At 69.5% G+C, this 22,162-nt stretch carries 25 protein-coding genes and 1 pseudogene; 6 read left to right on the top strand and 20 right to left on the bottom strand.

The window, feature by feature from the left end; translation table 11 throughout:
• Window positions 1-10: 10 nt before the first annotated feature.
• The 9 genes from OG455_RS27675 to OG455_RS27635 all read right to left on the bottom strand — a co-directional run bounded on the left by OG455_RS27675 (window position 11) and on the right by OG455_RS27635 (window position 8,242).
• On the bottom strand, window positions 11-922 hold the full coding sequence (locus tag OG455_RS27675; protein ID WP_266298230.1) for a hypothetical protein: 912 nt from the start codon (window positions 920-922) through the stop codon (window positions 11-13).
• On the bottom strand, window positions 922-5,079 hold the full coding sequence (locus OG455_RS27670) for a phage tail tape measure protein (RefSeq protein WP_266298228.1): 4,158 nt from the start codon (window positions 5,077-5,079) through the stop codon (window positions 922-924). Before OG455_RS27670 ends, OG455_RS27675 begins: the two co-directional genes overlap by 1 nt.
• A gap of 11 nt (window positions 5,080-5,090) precedes the next feature.
• On the bottom strand, window positions 5,091-5,393 hold the full coding sequence (locus tag OG455_RS27665; RefSeq protein WP_266298226.1) for a hypothetical protein: 303 nt from the start codon (window positions 5,391-5,393) through the stop codon (window positions 5,091-5,093).
• Window positions 5,394-5,419: 26 nt separating this feature from the next.
• Window positions 5,420-6,034 carry a hypothetical protein gene (locus OG455_RS27660; RefSeq protein ID WP_266298224.1) on the bottom strand — a complete coding sequence of 205 codons (615 nt, stop codon included), beginning with the start codon at window positions 6,032-6,034 and terminating at the stop codon, window positions 5,420-5,422.
• Window positions 6,035-6,045: 11 nt separating this feature from the next.
• A complete protein-coding gene (locus OG455_RS27655) occupies window positions 6,046-6,543 on the bottom strand; it encodes a hypothetical protein (RefSeq protein ID WP_266298222.1) in 498 nt (165 codons plus the stop codon).
• 186 nt (window positions 6,544-6,729) lie between these two features.
• Window positions 6,730-7,167: a hypothetical protein gene (locus OG455_RS27650; protein WP_266298220.1), complete on the bottom strand. Its 438-nt coding sequence runs from the start codon at window positions 7,165-7,167 to the stop codon at window positions 6,730-6,732.
• The gene (locus tag OG455_RS27645; RefSeq protein WP_266298218.1) at window positions 7,168-7,434 is read right to left on the bottom strand and encodes a hypothetical protein; all 267 of its coding nucleotides are present in this window, start codon (window positions 7,432-7,434) and stop codon (window positions 7,168-7,170) included.
• Complete coding sequence (locus OG455_RS27640; protein ID WP_266298216.1) at window positions 7,431-7,832, bottom strand: HK97 gp10 family phage protein; 402 nt, start codon at window positions 7,830-7,832, stop codon at window positions 7,431-7,433. Before OG455_RS27640 ends, OG455_RS27645 begins: the two co-directional genes overlap by 4 nt.
• On the bottom strand, window positions 7,832-8,242 hold the full coding sequence (locus OG455_RS27635; RefSeq protein ID WP_266298214.1) for a hypothetical protein: 411 nt from the start codon (window positions 8,240-8,242) through the stop codon (window positions 7,832-7,834). The genes OG455_RS27640 and OG455_RS27635 overlap by 1 nt, the downstream gene beginning before the upstream one ends.
• Before the next feature lie 153 nt (window positions 8,243-8,395).
• On the opposite strand from OG455_RS27635, the pseudogene OG455_RS42260 reads away from it, so the two are divergent.
• Window positions 8,396-8,683 (top strand): annotated as a pseudogene (locus OG455_RS42260) (2,3-bisphosphoglycerate-dependent phosphoglycerate mutase); the annotation flags it as partial.
• Window positions 8,684-8,830: 147 nt separating this feature from the next.
• Here the strand turns inward: OG455_RS42260 and OG455_RS42255 are convergent.
• From OG455_RS42255 to OG455_RS27615, 5 genes are all read right to left on the bottom strand, one after another.
• On the bottom strand, window positions 8,831-9,142 hold the full coding sequence (locus OG455_RS42255; protein WP_353963015.1) for a histidine phosphatase family protein: 312 nt from the start codon (window positions 9,140-9,142) through the stop codon (window positions 8,831-8,833).
• Between the two features lie 62 nt (window positions 9,143-9,204).
• Window positions 9,205-9,573: a fluoride efflux transporter CrcB gene (crcB, locus tag OG455_RS27630; protein ID WP_266298212.1), complete on the bottom strand. Its 369-nt coding sequence runs from the start codon at window positions 9,571-9,573 to the stop codon at window positions 9,205-9,207.
• Window positions 9,573-9,917 carry a DUF190 domain-containing protein gene (locus OG455_RS27625; RefSeq protein ID WP_266300975.1) on the bottom strand — a complete coding sequence of 115 codons (345 nt, stop codon included), beginning with the start codon at window positions 9,915-9,917 and terminating at the stop codon, window positions 9,573-9,575. Before OG455_RS27625 ends, crcB begins: the two co-directional genes overlap by 1 nt.
• A gap of 97 nt (window positions 9,918-10,014) precedes the next feature.
• A complete protein-coding gene (locus OG455_RS27620; protein WP_266298210.1) occupies window positions 10,015-10,701 on the bottom strand; it encodes a CrcB family protein in 687 nt (228 codons plus the stop codon).
• Window positions 10,702-10,885: 184 nt separating this feature from the next.
• Entirely contained in the window at window positions 10,886-11,509 is a 624-nt protein-coding gene (locus OG455_RS27615) for a phosphatase PAP2 family protein (protein ID WP_266298208.1), read from the bottom strand.
• Between the two features lie 96 nt (window positions 11,510-11,605).
• Here OG455_RS27615 and OG455_RS27610 point away from each other — a divergent pair, with 96 nt between their 5' ends.
• Both OG455_RS27610 and OG455_RS27605 read left to right on the top strand, forming a co-directional pair.
• Window positions 11,606-12,031: a BlaI/MecI/CopY family transcriptional regulator gene (locus OG455_RS27610; RefSeq protein ID WP_266298206.1), complete on the top strand. Its 426-nt coding sequence runs from the start codon at window positions 11,606-11,608 to the stop codon at window positions 12,029-12,031.
• An 8-nt stretch (window positions 12,032-12,039) separates the two neighbouring features.
• The gene (locus tag OG455_RS27605) at window positions 12,040-12,981 is read left to right on the top strand and encodes a M56 family metallopeptidase (protein ID WP_266298204.1); all 942 of its coding nucleotides are present in this window, start codon (window positions 12,040-12,042) and stop codon (window positions 12,979-12,981) included.
• A 1,089-nt stretch (window positions 12,982-14,070) separates the two neighbouring features.
• Here OG455_RS27605 and OG455_RS27600 read toward each other — a convergent pair.
• Both OG455_RS27600 and OG455_RS27595 read right to left on the bottom strand, forming a co-directional pair.
• Window positions 14,071-14,502, bottom strand: coding sequence for a DUF6093 family protein (locus OG455_RS27600; protein WP_266298202.1), 432 nt, complete (start codon window positions 14,500-14,502; stop codon window positions 14,071-14,073).
• On the bottom strand, window positions 14,499-14,828 hold the full coding sequence (locus OG455_RS27595; protein ID WP_266298200.1) for a hypothetical protein: 330 nt from the start codon (window positions 14,826-14,828) through the stop codon (window positions 14,499-14,501). Before OG455_RS27595 ends, OG455_RS27600 begins: the two co-directional genes overlap by 4 nt.
• Before the next feature lie 248 nt (window positions 14,829-15,076).
• Here OG455_RS27595 and OG455_RS27590 point away from each other — a divergent pair, with 248 nt between their 5' ends.
• Window positions 15,077-16,243: a tyrosinase family protein gene (locus OG455_RS27590; protein WP_266298198.1), complete on the top strand. Its 1,167-nt coding sequence runs from the start codon at window positions 15,077-15,079 to the stop codon at window positions 16,241-16,243.
• 524 nt (window positions 16,244-16,767) lie between these two features.
• Here OG455_RS27590 and OG455_RS27585 read toward each other — a convergent pair.
• The 3 genes from OG455_RS27585 to OG455_RS27575 form a co-directional block, all read right to left on the bottom strand.
• Window positions 16,768-17,217: a DUF6093 family protein gene (locus tag OG455_RS27585; RefSeq protein ID WP_266298196.1), complete on the bottom strand. Its 450-nt coding sequence runs from the start codon at window positions 17,215-17,217 to the stop codon at window positions 16,768-16,770.
• 83 nt (window positions 17,218-17,300) lie between these two features.
• A complete protein-coding gene (locus OG455_RS27580; RefSeq protein ID WP_266298194.1) occupies window positions 17,301-17,990 on the bottom strand; it encodes a hypothetical protein in 690 nt (229 codons plus the stop codon).
• A 126-nt stretch (window positions 17,991-18,116) separates the two neighbouring features.
• On the bottom strand, window positions 18,117-19,337 hold the full coding sequence (locus OG455_RS27575; RefSeq protein WP_266298192.1) for a hypothetical protein: 1,221 nt from the start codon (window positions 19,335-19,337) through the stop codon (window positions 18,117-18,119).
• 611 nt (window positions 19,338-19,948) lie between these two features.
• Between OG455_RS27575 and OG455_RS27570 the strand changes: the two genes are divergently transcribed.
• On the top strand, window positions 19,949-20,272 hold the full coding sequence (locus OG455_RS27570; protein WP_266298190.1) for a hypothetical protein: 324 nt from the start codon (window positions 19,949-19,951) through the stop codon (window positions 20,270-20,272).
• Window positions 20,273-20,388: 116 nt separating this feature from the next.
• Window positions 20,389-20,550: a hypothetical protein gene (locus OG455_RS27565; RefSeq protein WP_266298188.1), complete on the top strand. Its 162-nt coding sequence runs from the start codon at window positions 20,389-20,391 to the stop codon at window positions 20,548-20,550.
• A 27-nt stretch (window positions 20,551-20,577) separates the two neighbouring features.
• On the opposite strand, the gene OG455_RS27560 is transcribed toward OG455_RS27565, so the two are convergent.
• Window positions 20,578-21,996, bottom strand: a complete 1,419-nt coding sequence (locus tag OG455_RS27560) for an IS66 family transposase (protein WP_266298186.1) — start codon at window positions 21,994-21,996, stop codon at window positions 20,578-20,580.
• Window positions 21,997-22,162 lie beyond the last annotated feature (166 nt).

The following is a 22,162-nucleotide window of genomic DNA, read 5'->3' as shown; positions in this document are numbered from 1 at the left end:
CGGGTGCTCCTTAGACAGAGGTGTAGGCGTCTCGCCAGGTGATGGCGAGGCTGGAGGTGTTGGTGGAGTCGACGGCGTCCCAGCGGACTTCGCAGCGTCCGGGCGGGACGGCGAACTGGTCCAGGCGCGAGGCCCGGGACAGGGCCCCGGCGGCGGAGCCCTGCCCGCCGTTGAGCAGCACCCACCGGGTGCCGGGCCGGGTCTCGATGTCGATCCGCTCCCCGTCGCGAAGGACCAGCGTCGGGAAGTCGAGGACCGCGCCGGCCACGCCTTCGAGCCAGACGCGGGGCCCGACGACTGGGCCGGTGATGCGGATCGTCGGCCACGTCTTGCGGTTGCCGCTGTTGGTCGCCCACCCGGGTCGGCTCGTCGGGTCGGCGACTCCGGTGGTGATCGGTGTGCGGACCGGCGCGGTGATGCCCTGCTTGCGGGTGGACGACACGTCCAGGGGCAGCGTCACCCCGGACACCGTGTCCGCGTACCAGGCCGGGTCCAGGCCGGAGAAGGTGACGGTGACGGGCAGCCAGCCGTGGACCGCGCGGGCGAGGCTGTTCGCCTCGACGGCCAGGACCCGGCCGTAGCTGCGGCGCACCGGTTGGCCCGGCCGCTTGATGCGCAGCACCGCGGTGGCCCCGGAGGTGAGGCGGGTGTCGGAGTCGGCGGTGGCCTCCAGGGCGGCCAGGAGGTCCAGGCCCGCTGCGGGGTCGCCGGGGGTGCGGATGCCCGCGGTGATGCGCACCGTGCGGGCGCCGAGGAGGTCCCGGCCGGGGTAGGAACCGTCCTCGCCGGGGATCGGCGAGTCGGGAGTGCGCTTGGACGGCGTGCCGATGCCCTCGATGTCCTCAATCAGGATGGGCGTGCCGTGGCCGATCGTCACACCGTCGATGTCGAGCTGCCAGTCGTTGAGCTGCTGGTCGGCCATCAGGCTCGTCCTCCGCGCTTGAGGTGGCGAATGCGGCGCATCACGGCATCCGCGACCTGCTCGCCGGTGAGATTGGAGCCGGAGACGCTGATGGGCATCGAACCGACCAGGGGAGCCGCCGCGCCCTCGCGCACGACCACCGTGGTTGTCGAGGTGCGGGCGGGGACGAGCTTGGCCAGACCTCGGCTCGGCGGGGCGGGCCGGGTGGCGACGAGGCCGCCGTCGGCGAGGTGCAGGTGCCCGCCGGTCCCGTACAGGACGGTCCCGCCGAACCGGCGGGCGGTCTCCGCCAGGATCGTCTTCGAGCGGTCCCGCTTGGCCGGTGCAAGCGGGATGTACGACTCGCCGCCCGTCTCGGGTTCCGCCCAGACCCTCCAGGTGCCGGCTGGGGCGATCTGGGCGACGTGCTGCTCGCCTCGGCGCAGACCGCCGTCGGCGTAGTAGGAGACGATGTGGCCGTTGGCGTGCCGGGCCGCGAACGGCGAGTCGCCCACGCCGCCGTTCCAGCCAGCGGCGCCCTGCGGGGTGAGGACCACGGGCACGTCGATCCGCGAAGGCGCGTTGACGTTGACGTTGATGGTCTTCTGCCCGGGGATGCTCCTCACCGATGCGCCGATCGCGTCCAACTGCCGCTGGACGGCGCCCATGTCGCCGGACAGCAGTGCGGCGGTCAGTGCCTGCGCGGCAGCGGCGCCCTTGGCCTGGGAGACCTGCGCGATGAGGGTCAGCATGGCCGACCACTCGTCGTTGGCCTTCCCGCCTGCGGTGTGGAATGCCCCAATCACGGCGCTCAAGTCGGGTGCGTCGATCGGCTGCTTGCTGCCCCAGATGCTCTTGAGGATGTCCATGGCCTTGTCGATGTCACCGGCTAGCAGCGCCTGCGAGAACGCCCCCGCGGCATCCAGGCCCTTGGCGCCGGCTACCTGGGTGACCAGGTCGAGGCCGGAGGCCATCTCCGTCTTCGACGCGTCAGCCCCCGCCCTCGCCGCGTTCGTCATGTCGGTGACGGCCATCTGCTCCATGATCTTGCCGAACGCCACGACGTCGTTGGTCTCGGCGGCAGTCGCCCACGCCCGAGCGGTGTCCTGGCCGTATTTCGCGGCGATCAGCGGGACCTGCTCCAGGCCCGCCCGGTAGGCCGCGGTGGAGCGGCTGGTGCTCTCCTCTATGACGGATGACAGCTCGTCGGCGATCTGGCCGTGCCCGCTCTTGATCCTCTGCACGAGTTCGTCGAGCATCCCGGCGGAGCTGACGCCAAGCTGCGCGAAGTGATCGACGAGGTCTTCATGGCCGGACACCGCGAGCTCGGACAGGTTCTTCTGGAAGTCCCGCTGGGTCTGCAACTGGCGCTGCAGCTCGGCCATGTAGTCGTCGAGCCCGGCCTTGGTGACCTTGGTGAGGTCGGACAACTGGTCGGCGGCTCCCTTCTTCCCGGCCTTCAGGTTCTCCACCAGCTCGTGGGCCATCCCGGCGGACGCGTCACCGAGCTTCGCGAAGTGGTCGGCGAGCGGGCCGTAGCCTCGGGTGGTGAGCTCGTCCAGGTCGGTCTGGAACTGCTTGCTGGCCTTCTGCTGGGTGCTGAGCGTGTCGATGTACCCGCTGATGGACGTCTTCGCGAGGTCGATCTGCGTGACCCCGGCTCGGCTGGACGCGGTGACCTTGTCCTGGGCGGCCTTCCACGCCTCGGCGGGCTGGACAATGTCGCCCATCGCCTTGCCGAGGGCCTTCATCTGCTCCGAGTACTGCGGGTTGCCGTTCTTATCGGTCGGCAGCGCCTGCTCGGGTGACCACGCGGCGAGGTTGGCCTGAACGGAGCCCTTGATCTTCGCGCTGACGATGTCCATCGCCGCGGCGCTCTCCGAGTCGGCCTTGATCGCGTCGTCCCAGGTCTTGCGACGCTGGGACAGGATCTGCTTGGCCTTGTCGAAGTCCGTGTTGTAGGCCATCAGGTTCGGATCCCACGACGCGGCCTTGCTGATGTCGAGCTTGTCGTTGAGCTTGGCGAGCTTGTCGCCGCCGTCCATCAGGCCGTCGATGACTTCCGTCATCTCCAGGCCGGCGGCCTTTAGCTTCTTCATGTCGTCGCTGTTGGCGAGGGATTCGGCGAGCGCCCGCATCCCTGCGCCCACGTCGTGCTGCTCGCGTTCGGCGCGCAGCGCCGCGGTCAGGTCGTCGGTGACGGCCTTGGCCTTCTGCTTGGACGCGGAGTACGCGGCGTAGCCGAGGACACCGATGGCGAGGATGCCGGTGAGGCCCGACACGGCGAGGCTGGTTCCGCGCAGCAGGGCGGGCAGCACGGCCCCTCCGGCCTGTGCTTCGGCGGTGGCTGCGCGGAACGCGACAAGCTGGGAGGAGAGTTGCGCGACGCCGGCGCGGGTGACGAGGGCGACCGCGCCGAGGGCGACGAGCACGCCGATGCTCGACTTGACCGGGCCGGGCAGGTCGTTGAAGGCGTTCGCCACCACCGAGGCGTCCTGGGCGAGTTCTTGAAGGACTGGCAGCAGGATGCGGGCCACGTCCATGCCAGCGGCGGCGGCACGGTTCTTGAACAGGTCGAACTGGCCGCTGGTGGTGTTCATCTGGATCGCGTACGCCTTCTGCGTGGCGTCGGCGCGATCCACGGCCGAGGTGATGGCCTTGTAGGTGTCGGCGTAGTTCTGGCCATCCGCGGCGGCGAGGGCAAGAGCAGCCCTGGATGCGCGAATGTCCTTGAACAGGTTGACAGTTGCCTCGGCTTGCCCTCCGGTCGCCTGGGTGATCTTGCCCATGACGACGTACAGGCCGTCCTGCTGCACGGCGCTGGCAGCCGACTCGTACCCGAGGCCGTGGATGAGCGCGGAGAGGTCCTTCGTCGGCTTCATCAGGCGGGTCATCAGCATGTTCAGGCTGGTCGCGGCCTCGGCTGCGGGGATGCCGGACAGGGTGATGGCCGCGAGTGCAGCCGACATGTCATCGAACCCGATGCCCGCAGCGGCCGCCATCGGGACGACATCGCCGAGCTGCTGCGCAAGCTCAGAGAACGAAATGACACCCTTGTTGACGGTTTGGAACATGATGTCCATGACGTCGCTCGCCTTGCTGGCGGGCATCCCGTACGCCTTCAGGACACCGAGGAGCGCCCTCGCCGAGGTCTCCGTCGTCGTCAGACCAGCCGAGGCACCCTTCGCGGACACCTCCAGCACGTCCATCGCCTCAGCACCGTCGAACCCGGTACTGACGATCTGATACAGGCCCTGTGCCAACTGGCTCGCCGTCTGAGGCAGTTCAGTGGACAGCCGAATGATCTCGCTGGTGAACGCCCCGATGTTCTTCCCGTTGATCTGCTGGGAGATGGTCAGGACGTTCGCCATCTCCCGCTCAAGGGCCATCGCCCCGGCCAGCCCGGCTGCCAGGATCGCACCGAGCAGCACCCCGCCCTTGACCAGCCCCGACACCCGGGCGGCGGTCGCGGCCTGCGCCGCAGCAGCGGCCTCGGTCTGCGCCCGCCCCAGCTCCATCGCCGCCGTCCCGGCCCGGCGGGCGGCCTGCTCCTCCGTCGACGCCAACGCGGCACGCGCCGAACTCGCCGAAGCGGCGGCCTGCGCCGCGCCCGCGCTGGTGCGCTCCGCCAGGCCAGCAGCCCGCCCGGCCGCCTCCTGCGCGGCGGCGGCCCGAGCGGCCTGCGCGACCTGCGCCTCACCGGCCCTGGTCGCGGACTCCGCAGCAGCGGCGGCAGTGCGCTGCGCCGCCACCGCACCGGCGCCGGTGGTGGCCTGCGCCCGGACGGCCATCGTCTGGGCGAGTTCCTGCGCCCGTGCCGCGCGGGTCGTCGCCTCGATCGCGGCGGCCTGCTCGGCCTGCGCCCTCGCGGCGGACTGCGCCGCCACGACCTGCGCCCGACCGGCACGCTCGGCAGTGGCCGTCGCGGCCTGCTGGGCTGCGGCCGACCGCTCCACCGCGGCGCGCACCGCCTCCTGAGAGGCGACCGCTTCCTCAGCGGCGGCGGCCTGGGCGCGGCCGAGCCGGACAGCTGCCGCCTCCATCCGCTCCAGCTCCGCCCGCGTGGACGACAACTGCCCGTCAAATGAGCGGAGTTGCTGCGCTCCGCCGCGCAGACCGGTCGTCAAACCGGACAGCCCCGCCTGAAGCTGGACGTACAGGGTGTAGGCGCCGGCCACCCGGCTACTCCTTATCTGGGCTGCGCCAGCAGCCCGATCCTCACCCCACGCCCTTCGGCCCCTTCCGGGACCTGCTCCTGCTCCATCTCGATCAGCTCACAGCCCAGGCAACGGTGCGTCTGCGCGACGTACGCGTGCCGGTCACCGCCCTGATCCGGATCCCACTCCTGTGCACGGGTACCGCAGCCATCGCACACGTCCCGCCGGTAGGCGGCCCACGCCAACGCCTTGTCACGGTCCAGCCCCGTCCACCGGCCGCCAGCAGCTCCCATCAGCTGCGAGTGCGGGATGCGGTACGTCTCGCACAGCTCCATCTCCGCCCGGAACCTCGGGTCGGACGTCAGCCTTTTCCCAGGTCAGCCCGCATCTGCTGGTTGACGAGCATCGCGCCGGTGAACAGGACCTTCGCGTCGCTGTCGGACCACTCATCCAGCAGGGTCTGCGCGTCGGCGACGGTCATGCCGTCGACCTCCGTGCCGGAAGGATCCCGTTCGACGTGCGACGCGGCGATCAGCGCGGCGGGGAACCTCTCCACGTCGTAGTCCATGCCGTTGTCGGCCTGCTCTTCGGTGGGGGCGTGCTCGCGCAGAAGCGCCTCCCACGCGGGGCGGGGCAGCGCCCGGAACGTCAACTCGACCGTGGCGTCCGTCAGGTCCTGCTCGGCGTTAGCCAGGAACGAGCGGGCGATGACGACCTTCGGGTGCGCCTCCACGAACGCGTCGCCATTGCCGTCGTCAACACCGTTCCCGGATCCGGACGTTCGGGCTTCAGCGCGGGCCTTGGCGAGTTTCAGCTGCGCGTCGGTGACGGCGAGCTTCGCAGCGTCGTCATCGCAGATCCGCACGGTGCGCTCCGGCAGCGAGTGGGCCCGCAGCCGGGCCATCTTCGCCCGCCAGTGGGCGTCCTTCGCGACGGCGGCGGCTGGCGGCGAGGTGATGGTGGTGGTGGTCGTCATCGCCCGTCCCCTCAGCCCGCTGCGGCGGCCGGCACAGGCGCGTCCAGGGTCGGCAGGTCGCTGATGGAGAAGCTGACCTTGAACTTGGCGGGCTCGGTGCCGGTTGAATACGACGGCGCGCGGGATCCGACTCGGACCGGGAAGATGTCGAGGGACTTGGACGTCGGGACGTCGCCCTTGCGCAGGATCGCGATGTATCCGGCCGTGTCCTTCGTGAGCAGGGTCTCGATGACCTCCGACGCCACGTCCTCGTAGAAGGTGAGGGACGACGATGCGGCCTTGTCTTCGCCCGGGATACTGGTGGCGAACTTGTTGCCCAGGTCCGGGGTTTCGATCGGCGAGTTCTCCAGGGACCAGCCCTCGATGTCGGAGATCTGCTTCGACAGGTCCGTGGCTCCGGTACCGGTCAGTTCGGCCCGGGTCGGGATGTTGGTGGCGGCGGCGATCGTCTTCAGGAAGAAGATCTTGGTGATGCCGCGGCGCATGAACCGCTGCTGCGTGGATGCCACGCTCGACTCGCATTTCCGGGGAGCCAGGACACCCGGAACGGTACGAACCGCCGGAGACCCGCCCCCCTGACGGCCACCCGCAGAAGGCGGGGTGGTCGGGGAGTCAGCCCGTGCCGGCGGCCGGGCGTCCGTGCTGGGTCTCCACGGTGAGTCTGCTCACCCCAAGGTCCGGGGCGGCGGTGCGGATCAACTGTCAGGTGTCGTCACATGCAGGATGATCCGCGTGAGGTAACTGTATACGCCGTTGGCGACAGCAGCCCCGTCTTCCTTGTCGAGCTCCCTGCCGATCACGGTGTGCCCGGCCGCGACGATCGGCGTCGCATACCCGCCCTTCGGCAACTTCCCGAACACCGCGATCCGTACCTTGTCGGCCATCCACTCGACCTGCTCAGCGGTCGTCCCGATCGAGGTCACCTGGTACACTATCCGGCCATCCCCCTCGGACTCACCGAACGGGGGCCCGGACGCCGTCCCACCCTGCGGGTACAGCACCGTGTACGGCACCGTGTTGCCCGTCGGCTTGTCCGCCGTCGCCGGCGCGGCCCCGTAGCCGCAGCTTCGCCCGGTCGCGCCGGAAAGCGCGGCCTGCACCGCCAGCGACAGGACCCTTCCCTGAACCGTCATCTACTCGTCCCCGTCATCGTCAAGGGCGGCCTCGCCGATCCGGCACGCGGTGACCTGACCGGCAAGGTCCAGGTCGGCGTAGCGCAGCAGCCCCGCCCGGTCCCACATCGGCATGTCCGACGGGGACGCCTCCACGTACAGGCCCAGCTCGCCGCTGTCCTCGTCCACGACCTCCAGCACCAGCACCGCGCGGGACAGCAGCCCCGCGCCGTGGCAGCGCAGCACCTCGGCAATCGCCTGGTGCACGTCGTCCGTCAGCTGGCTCACCGCACGATCCCTTCGGCGAGCTGCCCGACCGCGGCAACGAAGGCGGGCGTGAGCCGGTCCACCGAGGGGCCGACGTGCGGAAGAGGCGGCTGGTGGTAGATCCGGCCGAGGGAGTCCGCCCCGCTGAAGCCGTACTCCAGGCGGGCGGCCTGCGGCTTGTTGGTGCCGACGACGGCCTCCACCCCGGCTGCGGTGACCCGCACTTCGGTGGTCCACGACCTGCGGTAGTCACCGGTCGGGGCGTTCGGCCCCGGCCGCCCGGATGCGGCGGCCTTGATCGCGGTCTCCAGCAGCATCGCGTGATGGGTGACGACGGCCGTGGCGGCGGGAAGCAGCGTCCCTGCTTGCGCTTCGAGGCGGCCGGCGAGGACAGCGGCGTTGCTGCTCACGGTGGCCATCAGGACGGCACCTCGGCGGGCTCGCCGGGCTGGCGCTTGCCCAGCGCCCACTCGGTGAGTTGGGTGAGCAGCGCCCGGGTGAACTCGTGCGGCGCACCGTCGAGGAGGTCATGCCGGGCCAGGACGGCTCGCTCGACCTCCCCGCCGTCGAGCGCGGCGAGGAACTGCGCGGCGGCCGGGCCCGGATCGGGGTCCTCGCCAACCAGGACGCGGGCCGCGCCATCCCAGTCGACGTCGGCGGTCGGCTTCAACAGCAGCAGGCACTCCGGGATCTGCCCGGCGGTGTGCCGCAGCTGGTACTCGCGGACCTGATCGGCCATGTTGCGGCCGTTGAGCTCCAGGCGGGCGGTCGGGCCGCTGGCCTGGATGCGGACATGCTGAGGCTCGGGGGGTATGGGGGTGAGGGTCATGATCACGAGCGTAGAAGCCGCGACGGACACCCTCGGCCCTGCCGAGCCCGGCGGCGGGCAGCGCCCGCTCACCGCAGCCGATGAACGGAAGTGCCGGACAGCAGGTGAGCGGCAAGGAGAAGATTCTCCGGTGAACTCGATACCGGCCGGGAGGTGCGAGCGGAGGCGGGTGAGGAGCTGTACTCCCTGTGGCGGCGGTCGCTGAATGTGGCGCCGCCAGCGGCGGTGTCGGGGACGGTGCCGCCGTTCGGTGATGTGCGGTACGCGCGGCTGCCGCCGGATGCGTGGCCGGTGGCGAAGTCGTTGGCGGATGTGCAGCGGCGGCTGCTGCCGTATTGGGCGGATGTGGTGGTGCCGCAGGTGGCGCGGGGGATGACGGTGCTGGTGGTGGCGCACGGGAGTTCAGTGCGGGCCCTGGTCGCGCACCTGGACCGGCTGGGTGAGCGGGAGGTGGAGACATCCCGACCGGGATTCCGCTGCTGTTCCGGTTCGATGCCGGGCTGCGGGCCAGGGAGCCGGGTGGGCGGTATCTGGATACGGTGGCGGCCGAACGGCAGGCAGCGGCGGTGGCCCGGGAGTAGGCCGGGGTCAGGTCGGGTGGTGGGTGTTCCATGGCTGGAGGACGGGTCTGCCTTGTCGTGGCTGAGGATGCCGAACGCGCTGGGCGGCAGTGGGAGGAGTTCGGCGGCGGCTGGCGGCGGTAGGCCGAGCCAGCGGGCTGTGACGGCTTGCAGGATGTGGTTTGAAGAGGGTCAGGAACCGCCAGGTCGCCAGGGCCTTGCCGATCGCGACGGCCTGGTTGGCACCGGTGGAGTCGAGCGCGATCTCGCTGGTGCCGGCGTCCCTGCCCGTCAGGCTCCAGACCGTCTGCCCGTGATGGACGACGACGATGACCCCCACCAAGTCCCCCCGATCCCCGTGAATAGTGTCGGGCGCCGCTCCTCTCGGGGCGGTGCCCCGGTTCACAGCCAGGTCAGCAGTGCGTAGCCTGCGGCTGCTGCGGCGATGCCCGCGATGAGGCTGCCGATGGCGTTGACTCCGGCTTCGGCGAGTGAGCCGTCTTCCAGGAGGTGGACGGTCTCGAAGGTGAAGGTGCTGAACGTGGTCAGCGCCCCGCACAGGCCGGTGCCGAGCAGCAGCATCGCGTCGGAGGGCAGGCCGTGGGCGTGGGTGGCTCCGGTGAGTGCGCCGAGGACGAACGCGCCCGAGATGTTGATGACGAAGGTGCCCCAGGGGAAGACGCTGTCGTGGCGGGACTGGACGGCCTTGTCGGTGAGGTAGCGCAGCGGGGCGCCGAGCATCCCGCCGAGGAAGACCATAAGGACCGCCATCAGCCGGCCTTCCCGCGCTCGGCCGGGCCGGGGCCGATGCGGTGGGTGACGACCTCCACCGGGTCCAGGGTGATCAGCCCCTGGGTGACGACCTCCTCGGCTTGGGGGAGGAAGTCGCGCACGCGCTGCTCCTCGTCGATGATCACGACGGCGACGGGGAGGTCCTCGGCGAGGTCGAGCAGGCGGGTGGTGTGGATGAGGGAGGTGGCGCCGAAGCCCTCGATCCCGCGGAAGACGCTCGCCCCTGCCAGCCCGGCGCGGTGGGCGCGGTGGACGATCTCGGTGAAGACGGGGTGGTGGTGGTACAGGTCCGTCTCGCCGAGATAGACGGTCATCCGCAGCATCGGCCCGGACAGCGGCGGCCTGGGTTCGTGTGCCGGGGCGGGCTCGTCGTGGTGGCGGTGGATCAGCGGGCTCATCGTGCGCTCCCTCGGCTGGCGGTCATGGCTTGGGCGGTGTGGGGCTTGGCGGCGGCGGTGGCCCCGGCTTGGGAGCGGCGGCGCGTCCTCGCCGTACCGGCAGGTGGCCGAGGCGGCGGGCGAGCACGATGCCGGTCCACACGGCGGCGAGTCCGGCGACCAGGCTGGTCAGGGCGTAGGCGTCGGCGATCGAGAGGTGGCCGGTGGCGATCAGGCCGCGCAGCTCGACGGTGTAGGTGGAGAAGGTGGTGAAACCGCCGAGGACGCCGACACCGAGGAACGGGCGCACGTAGCGGGTCGGCGGCCAGAGCTCCAGGACGTAGACCATCAGCAGGCCGAGCAGCAGGCTGCCGGCGATGTTGGTGGTGAACGTCGCCCAGGGGAAGCCGCCGGCCGGTGTCGCCCAGGCGTGGGCGAGTCCGTAGCGGGCGACGCTGCCGAGGCCCCCGCCGAGCGCGATGACGGCGAGCACGTCCCACTGGCGCGGCCGGGCGGGCTGCCCGGTCGTGGGCGGGCTCGGGGTGTCGGGGTCGACGGGCAGGGTCTCGGCGGGCGGCGGCCCACCGGTTGTGGGCGGGCGCTCGCCGCGCATGCCTACTCCTCGCAGGTGATCGGGAATCGCCTCGCCGGCCTCGGAGCGCGCCGACGTGCCGCTGCGGTTCGCAGCGGTGCCGGGCTCGGCCGGGTGGGCATCGGGGTGCCGGGGCATGATCCTCCTACCTGTGGATGCGCCTGCCGGTGCGGCAGACGTCAGGTAGGGACCGTTGGCGGCCGGCGTGCCGGTCGCGGTTGCGGCGAGCCCCTCCGCCGTCGTTCCGTCCAGGCTACCGCCCGCCGGCAGAGTGGTGCCCGCCGGGGCACATGGCCATGGCGGGCACGGTGCAGGGCGGCGTTCAGCCGGCCGACAGGAGCGGGCGCAGCGCCCCGGTGCGCAGGAGTTCGACGGCCGGGGTCAGGGCGCGGCGGCCGGTGAGGACGGTCGGGATGGCGACGAGGGCGCCGACGAGGGCGGAGGCGAGGACGTCGTGCGGGTAGTGGGCGCCGACGTAGACGCGGGAGGCGCCCATCAGCACGGCTGCGACGATCGCGAACGCCCCGAGGCGGCGGTCGATCAGTAGCAGCGCGACGGCGGCGGCGAACGCGACGGTGGTGTGGTTGCTGGGGAAGGCGTAGTCGCTGGGGACCGGGCATGCCTCCAGGAGGAAGTCGTGGGGCAGGGCCCGGCACGGGCGCGGCTCGGCGACCAGGTCCTTGATGCCGGAGTTGAGCAGGAAGGCGATCGCGGCGGCGGCGAACGCGGACAGGGCGCCGGCCATCGCGGCGGCGTCCGCCCGGCGTGCGCGCCACCAGGCGGCGATCAGCAGCAGCACGAACAGCACCGCTCCGTAGCTGGTCCACCAGACCATCGGCTGGTTCAGCCAGTGGGTGTGGCGGGCGAAGTCGGTGACCGTGGTGTAGAGGCCGCCGTCGATGCGGGAGCCGTCCAGGGCCGCCGGAGCGGTGGCTGCGCTTGTCACGAAACGCCCTTCGGGATCGTTGTGCGGGCGCGCATGGCAGACTCGTCGCAACAGGCGACTTCTATGCGCGCGTAGACGTCTACGCGACTGTAGACGATGAGTGAACGGGAGACCAACCCGATGGGGATCAGGGGGCGTCGGCGCGGTGACGAGCCGCTCCAGCGGCGGGCGAACGGGGCCTTGGAGGCCCGGGTGCTCGCCGTGCTGCAGGAAGTTGACGAGGCGTTGACGGCGGGCGAGGTCGCCGAGCGGCTGGGTGAGGACCTGGCGCGCACGACGGTGGTCACCACGCTCTCGCGCATGCACGACAAGGGCGTGCTGACCCGGGAGGCGCGCGGGCGGGCCTTCGCCTACCGGCCCGTCGCGGACTCCTACGGCCTGACCGCCCGGCGCATGCACCAGCTGCTCGCCGGGGAGTCCAATCGGGAGGCAGTCCTGGAGCGGTTCGTCGACGAGATGGACGCGGGCGACGAACAGCTGCTGCGTCGGCTGCTGGGCAGCGACCTCGACCCGGGACAGTAGCCGAAGCCGTGCACCTCTCCCTGTACCTGCCCCTGCTGTTCCCGCTGGTCGCCACGGTGTCGGCGCGCCCGCTGGCGGAGCGGCTAGAGCCGCGGGTTGCCACGTGGGTGCTGACCGGTGCCGCGCTCGCCCTGGCCGCCGCCAGCTCCCTCGTGCTCGGTCTGCTCACGGTCGCGGGCCTGGTGCGGATTCCGCTGGTAGCCGCTCTGGCCGATCTGTCGCTGCCGGTCATCCGCCGCGGTCAGCCCCCGGCGTGGTGGGTGGCCGTCATCGCCTCCCTCCTGCTGGCCGCAGCCGTGATCGCGGTTGCGCGCACCCTGTGGCGCCGCACCCGGGCGTTCCTCGCCGCCGAGGAGGCGGCGTGCCTGCCCGGCCCGCGCCAGCTGGTGGTGCTGGAGGACCCGGCGGCCGATGCCTTCGCCATGCCGGGACTGCCGGGGAAGATCGTGGTCTCCACCGGCATGCTCGCCGCCCTCGACGACCGCGAGCGGCAGGTGCTGCTCGCCCACGAACGCGCCCACCTGCGCAGCCACCACTACCTGTTCACCAACGCCGCCCAGCTCGCCGCCGCTGCCAATCCCCTGCTACGGCCACTCGCCTCCGCCGTCGCCTACACGGTGGAGCGGTGGGCGGACGAGCACGCCGCCCGCGTCACCGGCGACCGGCGCCGCGTCGCCGTGACCGTGGGCAAGGCCGCCCTCGCCGCCCGCCGCACCCGCGCCACGCGCCCGGTCTCAGAAATGGTGCTGGGCGCGCTCGGCCGCCACCGCCGCCCCCGCGCCGCCGGCGGCCCCGTCCCCCGGCGGGTCGCCGCGCTGCTCGCCCCGGCCCCGCGCCACCGCCCCCTGCCACTGGCCGCCAGCGCCGTCCTGCTCGCGGCGACCGCCCTGTGCGCACACCAGGCGTACCACGACCTGCACCACCTGCTCCGCCTCGCCCGCATCAGCTGAACCCCGCCGCCCAGGTCCGCGGCGAAATCCGCAGGCTCTCCTCCTCAAAGCTCCCCAAGCCGTGGTGGCGGCCGGTGGAGACCAGATACTCCAGTCCCGGACGATGCCATTGCCCGGTCCGCCAGCTGAAACGGCGCACGGCCGGCTCCGGACGGCCTCCGCTTCCGCCTCGGCGAGGTCCCGGACCGTGCAGACCACCGGTACCTGCCCGAAGCGCCAGGCCGTCGTCCACCTGCGCGTCCACCCCTGATCCAGGGCCAGCTCGCGTGTGGAGCCGAGGAAGGAGGCATCCAGGCAGGCGAGGTCCTCCAGCCCCTGCGAATCCGACCACCTGACGGTCGATGTCGCCGTCGTCCGCACACCACATAGCGCCATGGCTGCGCCGCCCTCGCCCGGCTCCCCGATCGAGGAGAAACCTACGGCGAAGATCCAGCTTTAGTGGCCGGTTCCCGGCAATCGCGCCGCTCCGGAAGGGTAGTTGTCCGCGCTGCCCTGTACGAATGTGCCAACTAGACTCGGCCGAGCATGCGTTGAGCACCATATGGAACTGGCAAAACGGCAGTTCACGGCGCTGCAGGAGTGCCATCTATCGGAAGCGGTCGCAGCTACCTGTCTGAATCCGGCTGCCCGCACCCCTCCGCCGCAGGGCCGCCGGTTGCCTCCACAGCACTCTCCCGCCCTGAATCAGGCACCGCCCGCTCGGTCCTGGAGCGGGCGACACGAGCGTGCACCTCTTTCCCGAGCCACATCGCGCCGGCACCCGCAAGGGCTGCAATACCGATTCCGGCAGCCCCCGACCGACTCCCGCTAGCCAATGCGGCAGCTGCCGCCCGACCTCGACTTTCGTAGAAGGCCCGCAGCGCGTCAGGTCCGCCCAACAACTTGGCTTCCTTGGTGAGATCCGTATAGACGCTTGTCACAGCTTTGCCTCGCTTCGTGTCGATCGCTCAGGGCAAAACGATGATCGCAGGAAGGCGTTACGGGGGGCGCCTGGATCGCAACTTTCGCACCTCGCGCTGAATGGCCGCCCCAGGCCTGGCGCCAGGGTTCCGGCAGGCTCCCATCAACCTGCCGGAAGCAGCCGGGGCCCTACGGCGCCACGATCTCGTCCAGGCGGGTCACCCGGGCGACGGCGACGGTGCTGGCCTCGCCCGGGTCGAGCGCCTGCCAGGTGCGGCCGGTGGTGCCGGCGGTCGGGGACGCGGCGGCCAGAACCGTGACGAGGTCCCCGCGTTGGAGTGTTGGTGCGGCGAGTGGGGTGACGAGCCCGTACCACGATGCGGTGTCTTCCAGCCACCGGCCGCCGACCAGGTGCTCGACGGTGGCCAGGCCGTGCGCGGACAGCACCGCACCGTTTCCCTCCCACACGGTGTCGGCCGGCACGGGGCCCACCAGGCCCGTCGCGACGTCGAGTTGAGGGGTGCCGGTCGGCCGGGTGATCTTGACCTTGTCGACCATCACGGTGGTCTCCAGGTTATGGCGGACTGCATCGAGGTCCACCGGCGCGGTCGGGGTGCTCACGCGGCACCTCCGACCTTGTCGATCCGCATCCACGTCGTCCGCACGACGGACAGCGCGCCGGTCTCACCCGGGTCGATCGCCTGGAGGAAGGCTGCCGCTGCTGGCCCCGGATCCGGAACCTCACCGGCCACGATCCGGGCCAGACCTTCCCAGTCGTCCACGGCCTGCGGGCGCAGCAGCAGCTCCGGCAACTCCCCTGCTGCCTGGGCCAGGCGATAGCCCACGATCTCCTTGGCCACATCCCGGCCGTCAATCTCCACAGTCGCGCTCGGCCCGGATGCGACGATCCTTACGGGGCGCGGATTCTGATCCGTACTGGTATCCATACACCCGAGCCTAGGCAGCAAGAACGACAGTGCCGGCGCTCGCTCACCGTCTGCTCGGCACTGGATTGGGCCGCCTCACACATTCCGCCCCCAGCGAGGAGCACCCACTGCCGGGCGACGGTCGTAAAGCCGGACCACTCCGATACGTCACCCAAACGGCTCAACGAGACTGCCGAGTCCACCACTCAGGTCCACCATGAGAGCAAGGACGGATCACCCATTCAGCTCACATGAAAGGGAGGCCAACCATGACCCAGCCAGAGGCAGCCTTCCCTAGGGTACGCAGAAATCAAGCATGGATGTGGCGTGCCGAGAGGCTGAAGTACGCCGAGCTGGTACTGGAAAGCAAGGATTCATTCTACGACTGGTATATCGACACGCATACGCAGCTCCATCAATACCACGGCGGACCAGCCTTCCTGCCGTGGCACCGCCAGTTCATCTTCGAACTCGAAGAGGATCTTCGTACGCTAGACAGCTCCGCCACGCTTCCCTACTGGGACTGGACTCTCGACAGGAGGATGGCCGGCTTTCTGACCCCCTGGACTCTCAATTTCATGGGCGGAAACGGTACCGATACAGGCATATTCACGGTCTCTGACGGTTGGCTATGCCGCAACGTCAACATCAACGAGACAGCTCTCCGGCGCCAGTTCGGCGCCGTTACTGACCTGCCGACGGGGCAGCAGGTCGATGACTGCCTGGGTCAAACCCCATATGACCGTGACCCTTGGGACAGTGAAGCCGAACCCAGCTTCCGCAACTATCTCGAGGGCGGCATCGGGCCAAGCAGGATCCACAATGCGGTCCACAACTGGGTAGGTGGCAACATGAGAGATGTGCTCAGCTCCCCCAATGACCCAGTATTCTTCCTGCACCATGCCAATATCGACCGTATCTGGGGCATATGGCAGGACCAGCACCCTACCCAGTCTTACGTTCCTCAGACAGGAGGTCCCGCGGGTCATAACGGTCCCGACAAGCTGCTGCCGCGGGGAAAGCCCGCCATCAACGATGTCACCGACCGACGTAAGATGGGCTACGTCTACGACACCGACTATCCGACCATTCCGAGTGGGGGCTCCGGAATGCTACCCGGGGATGTCCTCGTGCCGGGCACCACGCTCTACTCAGCTATTGGCGGCTACCAACTGGATTTCCAGGCCAACGGCCAACTGGGGCTGTACAACGGCAACGACCGCTCGACGCCGATATGGGCCGCGCCTAGGGTCGTCAACGGCCCTGGACGGCTCGTACTGGAGCCAAGCGGGACTCTGGACCTCTACGACAAGAACAAGGTGAAGCTCTTTACGTCCGGGACCAGCAACATGTGGGGCAACCGACTCTACGTGACGTACGAAGGCGAGCTGGCGCTGTTCAACATGCTGGAGCAGATCATTTGGTCGGTGCCGTAGGTTGACGCCGGACGTGAGGATTCTCCTCTTCACAAGCGGGACAGGAACGGCCACCGCGTCAGAAGGCTGGGAGCTCCAACTCAACGTCGGTACGAAATCAAGGCGTTGTTGTCTCGTCCAGGCGGGTCGGCCGGGCGACCTCAACCGTCGACGCCTCGGCTGCGTCCAGCACCTGCCAGACCCGGCCCACCGTCCCGGCTGTGCGCGCCGCCGCCACGACGACTTCGATCCGGTCGTACCGCTACGGCAGCGGCGCCCCGAGCGGGGTCACCAGCCCGTACCAGGACGCGTTTCGTCCAACCACTGGCCGCCGATCAGGTGCTCGACCGCAGCGAGACCGTGGGCGGACAGCACCGCTCCAGCGCCCTCCTAGACCACGTCAGCCGGGACCGGGCCCACCAGGCCGGACTCGTCGTCCAGTTACGCGGTGCCGGTCGGCCGGGAGATCCGAACGCAGTCGACCATCACGGTGGTCTCCAGACTCTGGCGGACTGCATCGAGGTCCACCGGCGCGGTCGGGGTGCTCACGCGGCACCTCCGACCTTGTCGATCCGCATCCACGTCGTCCGCACGACGGACAGCGCGCCGGTCTCGCCCGGGTCGAGGACCTTGAAGGTGCGGCCGACAGCGGCACCGTCCTTGCTCTTCACGACGGTCACCTCATCGCCTTCCTTCGCGACTGGCGCGGACAGCGGCGTGTACATCAGGTAGCGGCCGTCGCCGTCGTCCTTGTAGGGCTGGCCTTCCAGGCGCAGCACGAGCCCTGGGCCGCCGGATGCGCGGTGCAGGCCGGGCCCCTCGTAGGTCACCACGGCGGGCCCGGGAACGTACTGGCCGGTGTTCGGGTCGAGGATCTGCGGGCCGGGTTCGCTGATCCGCAGGGTCTCGTCGGAGAGAAGGATCCGCTCGACGATGCCGGCGACGCCGCCGGATTCGGGCGTGCCGGTGCCAGGAGTGGGGGGTGGGGTGGTCATGATCCGAGCATAGGAACGGCGACCGACACTCAGCGTGCGGCCGAAGGCTCGTGATGTTCCTCAAGTCGGGGTGAGCCAGCGCGTCACTGGTCAGCAGGGCGCGGGGCCGGTTCCTGTGGGACTTCCTGCGGCGGCTGGCCCACTGGTAGTTCCTCGCTGCTGCGGCCTGCGGCACGCAAGAGCTTGCTTCGGAGGTTGGATCGCCGTCGCTGCTCGAAGTCGATCTGCTCGCGGAGTTCGGCAGGCGGCGGAAGTGGGCTGGTGACGGGTCGGGTTGCGGACTCGCGGACACCTTGCCCGCAGCGGTCGCTGGCACGAACGAGCAGCGACGGGCTGGGCTTCTCCGGCCATGTTGCGATCAGGTAGTCCTCAACGGGCTCCTCGCATACCTGGTCGAACGCAGTGTCACGGCCGCGGGCGCAGACCAGCATCCGGTACCAGCCGGGGCCCGTGGAGGCGAGCTGGGGTAGGCCCGGAACTTGGCCGTCGGCGAGAGAGTCCACCTTCAGGTCACCGAGGGGCGCGTGCACGCTGACCTCCACGATCTCCGACCAGTCGTTGGGGTCGCCGAAGTTCGTCGGGCGGCAGCTCAGGGGCGCGGCGTGGACACGGACGGGGCCAGTGTCGACCCCGGTGTAGATCTGAGCACCCGCGGCGAGGACAACTGCCAGTCCGGTGGAGTAGTCGGCCGTCTCTGCGGGGATCTGTCCTCCGTCCAGCACTCCGAACGAGTGGTCGGCCGCGCGGACCCAGGTCCAGTCGATCATCGTCACTGCACTACGTCCTTCCGAGTTGTCGACTCGACGCTACGCGCCCCAAGGGTGCGGTGGCTGCCCGATCGACGGATCCGGCTGCCCGGGTGGTGTTCCCCACCCGGGCAGCCGTTGAGCATCCGGGAGCTACGCCACGACGAGGACCCGGAACGGGTCGCCGTCGAGAACGCGCTGCGCACGGTAGAACTGCGACATGATGCCGCCCTGCGAGGAGTTGTCGCCTGCGGCGATCATGCAGACGCTGACACCCGTGGGGCCGGTCTGGCTTGGCAGATTGAAGTTGCAGCCTGCGAACGTGCGGCGGGTGCCGCCTGCACTGAGCCCCTGGTAGGTCGATGCGAGGGGGTACTCGTCACAGCTGAGACCGGTGATGCTGGGAGCATCCCCGCACGCCTGGGTGCGGTTGCTGTTGGTGATGGCATCGCTGGTAGTACGGGTCAGCGGTGCGGCGAAGGTCCCTCCGGGAAGCCCGGATGCCTGGGCCTGCACAACGTGGTTGGCGAGGCCAGGGTTCGCGGCCTGGCTGTAGTACGCCGGCGCGGGGTACCAGGGGACGACACACCCGGTGTTCGGGTTTCCCGCGGTGGCGTTGTCGCAGCGGACGTTGGCGGTCGGGTACGTCATCTCTCCTGGCGTGTAGCCCGGGGTACTGAAGGTCAGCTGCCATGTGGTGGTGCAGTTGCCGACAGCACCGGGCGCCGTCGCGGTGGTGTCGAACAACGACTCGCCGATCCGCCAGCTCTGCAACGGCGACAGGCCCTGAGTCGGGAACGAGGAGTTGTTCGTCGTGCAGGAGCCACTGGAGATCGCGCTGCCTCCGACGCTGCCGTTCAGCGCATCTCCCCAACCGGAGTAGCCCGCCACCTCAATCTGGTGGGCCCAGTTGATCAGCCCGGTGTCGGAGTACTCGTAGTTGATGACGTTCATCGACACCTGACCGGTCGTGCTGGTGACGCCATTGGTCGTGGTGTACGTCGTATAGGTGAGCCCGGTGACCTGGCACGCTTCCGTCCGCAGCCCATAGACACCCTTGTAAGCGTTGTCGATGCACCACGACGGGATCGGTGCCGCCGACGCGGCCGCCCGAGGCGCCGCCAACTGCGCTGCGGGCGCCTGCCCGTGTGCGCCTGCGACCGTCAGACAGCTGACCTTCTTGCCCTCCCCAGGTGCTGCGCAAGCCGAAGGGGCCGCCAGCGCAGGTGTTGCCGCCGGGCCCGGCGCCGGTTTGTCCCCATCAGCCCTAGCTTGCAGCCTGCCCCCGACGCTCGTGACCTGGACTGCTTGGTGAGCTTGTGCGGTCCCCGCACCGGCGGCCAGCAAGGCCGTCGCCGCGATGACCGAAAGCAAACGGCGCACTATCAAGTTGAACCCCCATGGGAACCACACATGCCACGACGCCCCGTGCGTCCGGTCTGGTAGCCCCGGCCACGAACGTACGCCCACGAGCGAATGCCATCCACTGCATATGAACGCATGACTGATACTCAGTCACAACTCTTCTCTCACAGGTGACTTGCAGCTTCATCGACTATCCACGAGCGAAAGATCGCACTCCGTGCATGGTCCACGAACTCAATACAGGGAACTGCGGTCGAACGCAGCCATCGGACCTGCACCATCGCCCTCGCCCCAAGCCGAGCAACCTTCCCGTGCTTGTCCACAGCCGCCTCCGCAGCCTCAACTGCGGCACCTCGGACAACGGCCGGAAGGCGATGCACCAGCCCTCATCGTCGCCCCCATACGCGCTGATCCCTTCGCAAGTCACGACGGCCGGATCGGGAGACTACTGACCAAGGGCCGGTCCAGGCCCCGCCGCCCAGGCTCGCTGATCCGCAGGCCCCGATCGAGAGCAGGATCTGCTCAGCAATGCCAGTGGCGCCACCGACGTCGGTAGTAGTTCACCTGGATTGGAACGCCGGACCACGAACACGGGAGCCTTCTCGGATCTTCAAGTTCCCATGCAGAAGCGGGTTGTCAACCAGGTGGCCCGGGATGCCGGTGTCGGACTCGACGGCGTGAGCGTCAAGATCAATCGCGATTCGGACCTGATCGGGCGTGGCCCGTTCGGGCATACGTCACCGGATGGGACGATCACGTTGTATCCGGACGCGTTCGGTTCCGTGGAGGACCTCGTGAGGACGATCGGTCATGAGCGGATGCACGTCATGCAGATCGGAGTGTATGGCCCGGCGTCATCGCTCGAGCAGGAGGGAGCCTGGGAACGGGTTGCCTACGGCTCGGAGGACCAGTTCTGGAACTTCTTCAATGGGAGGCTGCGCTGATGGCCGGTCGGGAAGCGTGGCTGAGGGCGTTGGCACTCGTTGCCGGTGGTCAACAGGTGACAGGCAACGGGCCGTGTCCGGACTGCGGCCGTGATCAGCTTGAGGTTCGATACATCGTGGACGCCAACAGCCGTGTCGGCTATGCCCTGTTCTGGTGCGGTGCGTGCCTGCATGGCATCACGGTCTCCCGGGTGCGCGCTCCTCAGGGTATGCCGACGTGGCCGATCGATGATCCGGGCTCGACTGCGGGCGTCCCGAACTTCATCCGCCACGACTGACGTGCAGCACGCCCTGACGCGGTGTCGTCAGGGCGTGCCGGGAACGGGTGGCAGCCATGGGCCGTCGGTGAAGAGCTGGGTGAGGGCGTCGAGGTGGTCGATGCCGTGTTTCGCGGCGGTGGACAGGTAGGACCAGATGACGGCGTAGTCGGCGAGTCCGGCCAGGGTTCGCCAGCATCCTGAGACGCGCTGGCGGACCTTCGCTCCTCGCACTTCCAACTCGGCTGGATTGTTCGTGAAGGGGATCGTTAGGTCGTAGATGAAGGCCAGGATCATGTCGTGGTGCTTGTCGAATCGGTTGGCCAGGGTCAGGCCCCGTTGCTGGAGCGGGGTCCCGCCCAGGGTGTTGTCCGATCGCATCGCCGCGATCGCGCCCGCATAGCGGCAGCGGATCTCACGGAGATCCTGCTCCGAGAGCGTGTCACGGCCGGCCCGGCGGGCGTCGTGGGTGGCCTTCAGGGCGAGGACCAGGGTGTTGGCCATCGCTTCGGTGCCCTGCTGGTGTTCGGGGTCTGCGTCGTGGACGGCCTTGAGGTCCCGGAGCGTGTGTGCTCCGCACCAGACGTGGACGGCGTCGACGAGGTGGGTGTAGCCGCCGTAGCCGTCGCGGACCAGGATCCCGGCGAAGCCGTCGAGGATCTTCCCTGCATCGATGTCGGCGATGCCGCGGCCGCCGATGTGCATCGCGGTGTACCTGTCGTTGCAGGCTACGTGCAGGTAGGCGAGTTTCCCGGCGGCCCGCGCGGTGGTCTCGTCTACGTGCAGGAGCCGGGCCGTGTGCAGGATCTGCTGGATGCGAGCCATGAAGGGCTCCAGTGCGGCGGCGGCCTGACGGCGAACGTTGACGAGCCAGCCGGTTGCGCAGTTGATGCCGGCCAGGTCCCGCAGCAGCCGCTTGGCGCGACCGAAGGGCACGTGATGGGCCATCACGGTCAGCACCGCCCTGGCCTTCACTCCCGGACCCCACTGCACGCGGCCGCTCGCGCCCGGCGGTGTCGGCCCGGCGGTGACCGTGCCGCAGCACGGGCAGGTCTTGGAGATCACCCGATACTCGGTGACCTTCGGCGGAGGGGGCGGAGCCACCTCGAACACCTGCCGCTTGGACACTCCGAATACTGGGGCGTCAGCCAGGTCCATCCCGCAGTCGCGGCATTCCGGCGGCGGGCACTCGATCACCTCGTCCGGATCGGCGACCTGGTGGCGGGTGGTCCCAGGATCGCCGTGCTGCTTGCCCGGCTTGCGCCCGGATTTCCTGCGCATCGCCGACGCCTTCGGCGGCGGCTTGCGGTACGGGCCGTCCGAGGACGGTGGCTGCGAGGAGTTCGAGGAGTCCCGGTTCAACCGGTCCTGGAGTTCGGCCACGCGAGCAGTCAACTCCTCGATCCGGCCCAGGGCCATGACCAGCGCGGCGACCAACTCGTCGCGGGCCAGTGCCTCCAGCCCCATATCCACAACATGCTCAACGACCTGGGACCTTGACCGTCACCGGGCCATCCAGCGGGAGTCCCCACGGGACGAACCCGCTGCCCACCCCATGTGAATAGCTACCGACGTCGGGCGTGCTGGGGCGTTACTAGTGCCGCATCAAGCAACGTTCGCCCTGCGCGGGTCG

Origin of the sequence: Kitasatospora sp. NBC_01287 (assembly GCF_026340565.1) — a bacterium.
Lineage (GTDB): Bacteria > Actinomycetota > Actinomycetes > Streptomycetales > Streptomycetaceae > Kitasatospora.
This window is presented reverse-complemented; position numbering and strand designations above follow the sequence as displayed.

Excerpts from the sequence above, each read along its gene's own strand:
- OG455_RS27650 (WP_266298220.1), bottom strand. The coding sequence starts at position 7,167 with ATGACGGTTCAGGGAAGGGTCCTGTCGCTGGCGGTGCAGGCCGCGCTT.
- OG455_RS27590 (WP_266298198.1), top strand. The coding sequence starts at position 15,077 with ATGACCCAGCCAGAGGCAGCCTTCCCTAGGGTACGCAGAAATCAAGCA.
- OG455_RS27665 (WP_266298226.1), bottom strand. The coding sequence starts at position 5,393 with ATGGAGCTGTGCGAGACGTACCGCATCCCGCACTCGCAGCTGATGGGA.
- OG455_RS27660 (WP_266298224.1), bottom strand. The coding sequence starts at position 6,034 with ATGACGACCACCACCACCATCACCTCGCCGCCAGCCGCCGCCGTCGCG.
- OG455_RS27625 (WP_266300975.1), bottom strand. The coding sequence starts at position 9,917 with ATGCTGCGGATGACCGTCTATCTCGGCGAGACGGACCTGTACCACCAC.
- OG455_RS27570 (WP_266298190.1), top strand. The coding sequence starts at position 19,949 with ATGCAGAAGCGGGTTGTCAACCAGGTGGCCCGGGATGCCGGTGTCGGA.
- OG455_RS27675 (WP_266298230.1), bottom strand. The coding sequence starts at position 922 with ATGGCCGACCAGCAGCTCAACGACTGGCAGCTCGACATCGACGGTGTG.
- OG455_RS27560 (WP_266298186.1), bottom strand. The coding sequence starts at position 21,996 with ATGGGGCTGGAGGCACTGGCCCGCGACGAGTTGGTCGCCGCGCTGGTC.
- OG455_RS27620 (WP_266298210.1), bottom strand. The coding sequence starts at position 10,701 with ATGCCCCGGCACCCCGATGCCCACCCGGCCGAGCCCGGCACCGCTGCG.
- OG455_RS27640 (WP_266298216.1), bottom strand. The coding sequence starts at position 7,832 with ATGGCCACCGTGAGCAGCAACGCCGCTGTCCTCGCCGGCCGCCTCGAA.
- OG455_RS27585 (WP_266298196.1), bottom strand. The coding sequence starts at position 17,217 with ATGACCACCCCACCCCCCACTCCTGGCACCGGCACGCCCGAATCCGGC.
- OG455_RS27610 (WP_266298206.1), top strand. The coding sequence starts at position 11,606 with ATGAGTGAACGGGAGACCAACCCGATGGGGATCAGGGGGCGTCGGCGC.
- OG455_RS27595 (WP_266298200.1), bottom strand. The coding sequence starts at position 14,828 with ATGGATACCAGTACGGATCAGAATCCGCGCCCCGTAAGGATCGTCGCA.
- crcB (WP_266298212.1), bottom strand. The coding sequence starts at position 9,573 with ATGGCGGTCCTTATGGTCTTCCTCGGCGGGATGCTCGGCGCCCCGCTG.
- OG455_RS27635 (WP_266298214.1), bottom strand. The coding sequence starts at position 8,242 with ATGACCCTCACCCCCATACCCCCCGAGCCTCAGCATGTCCGCATCCAG.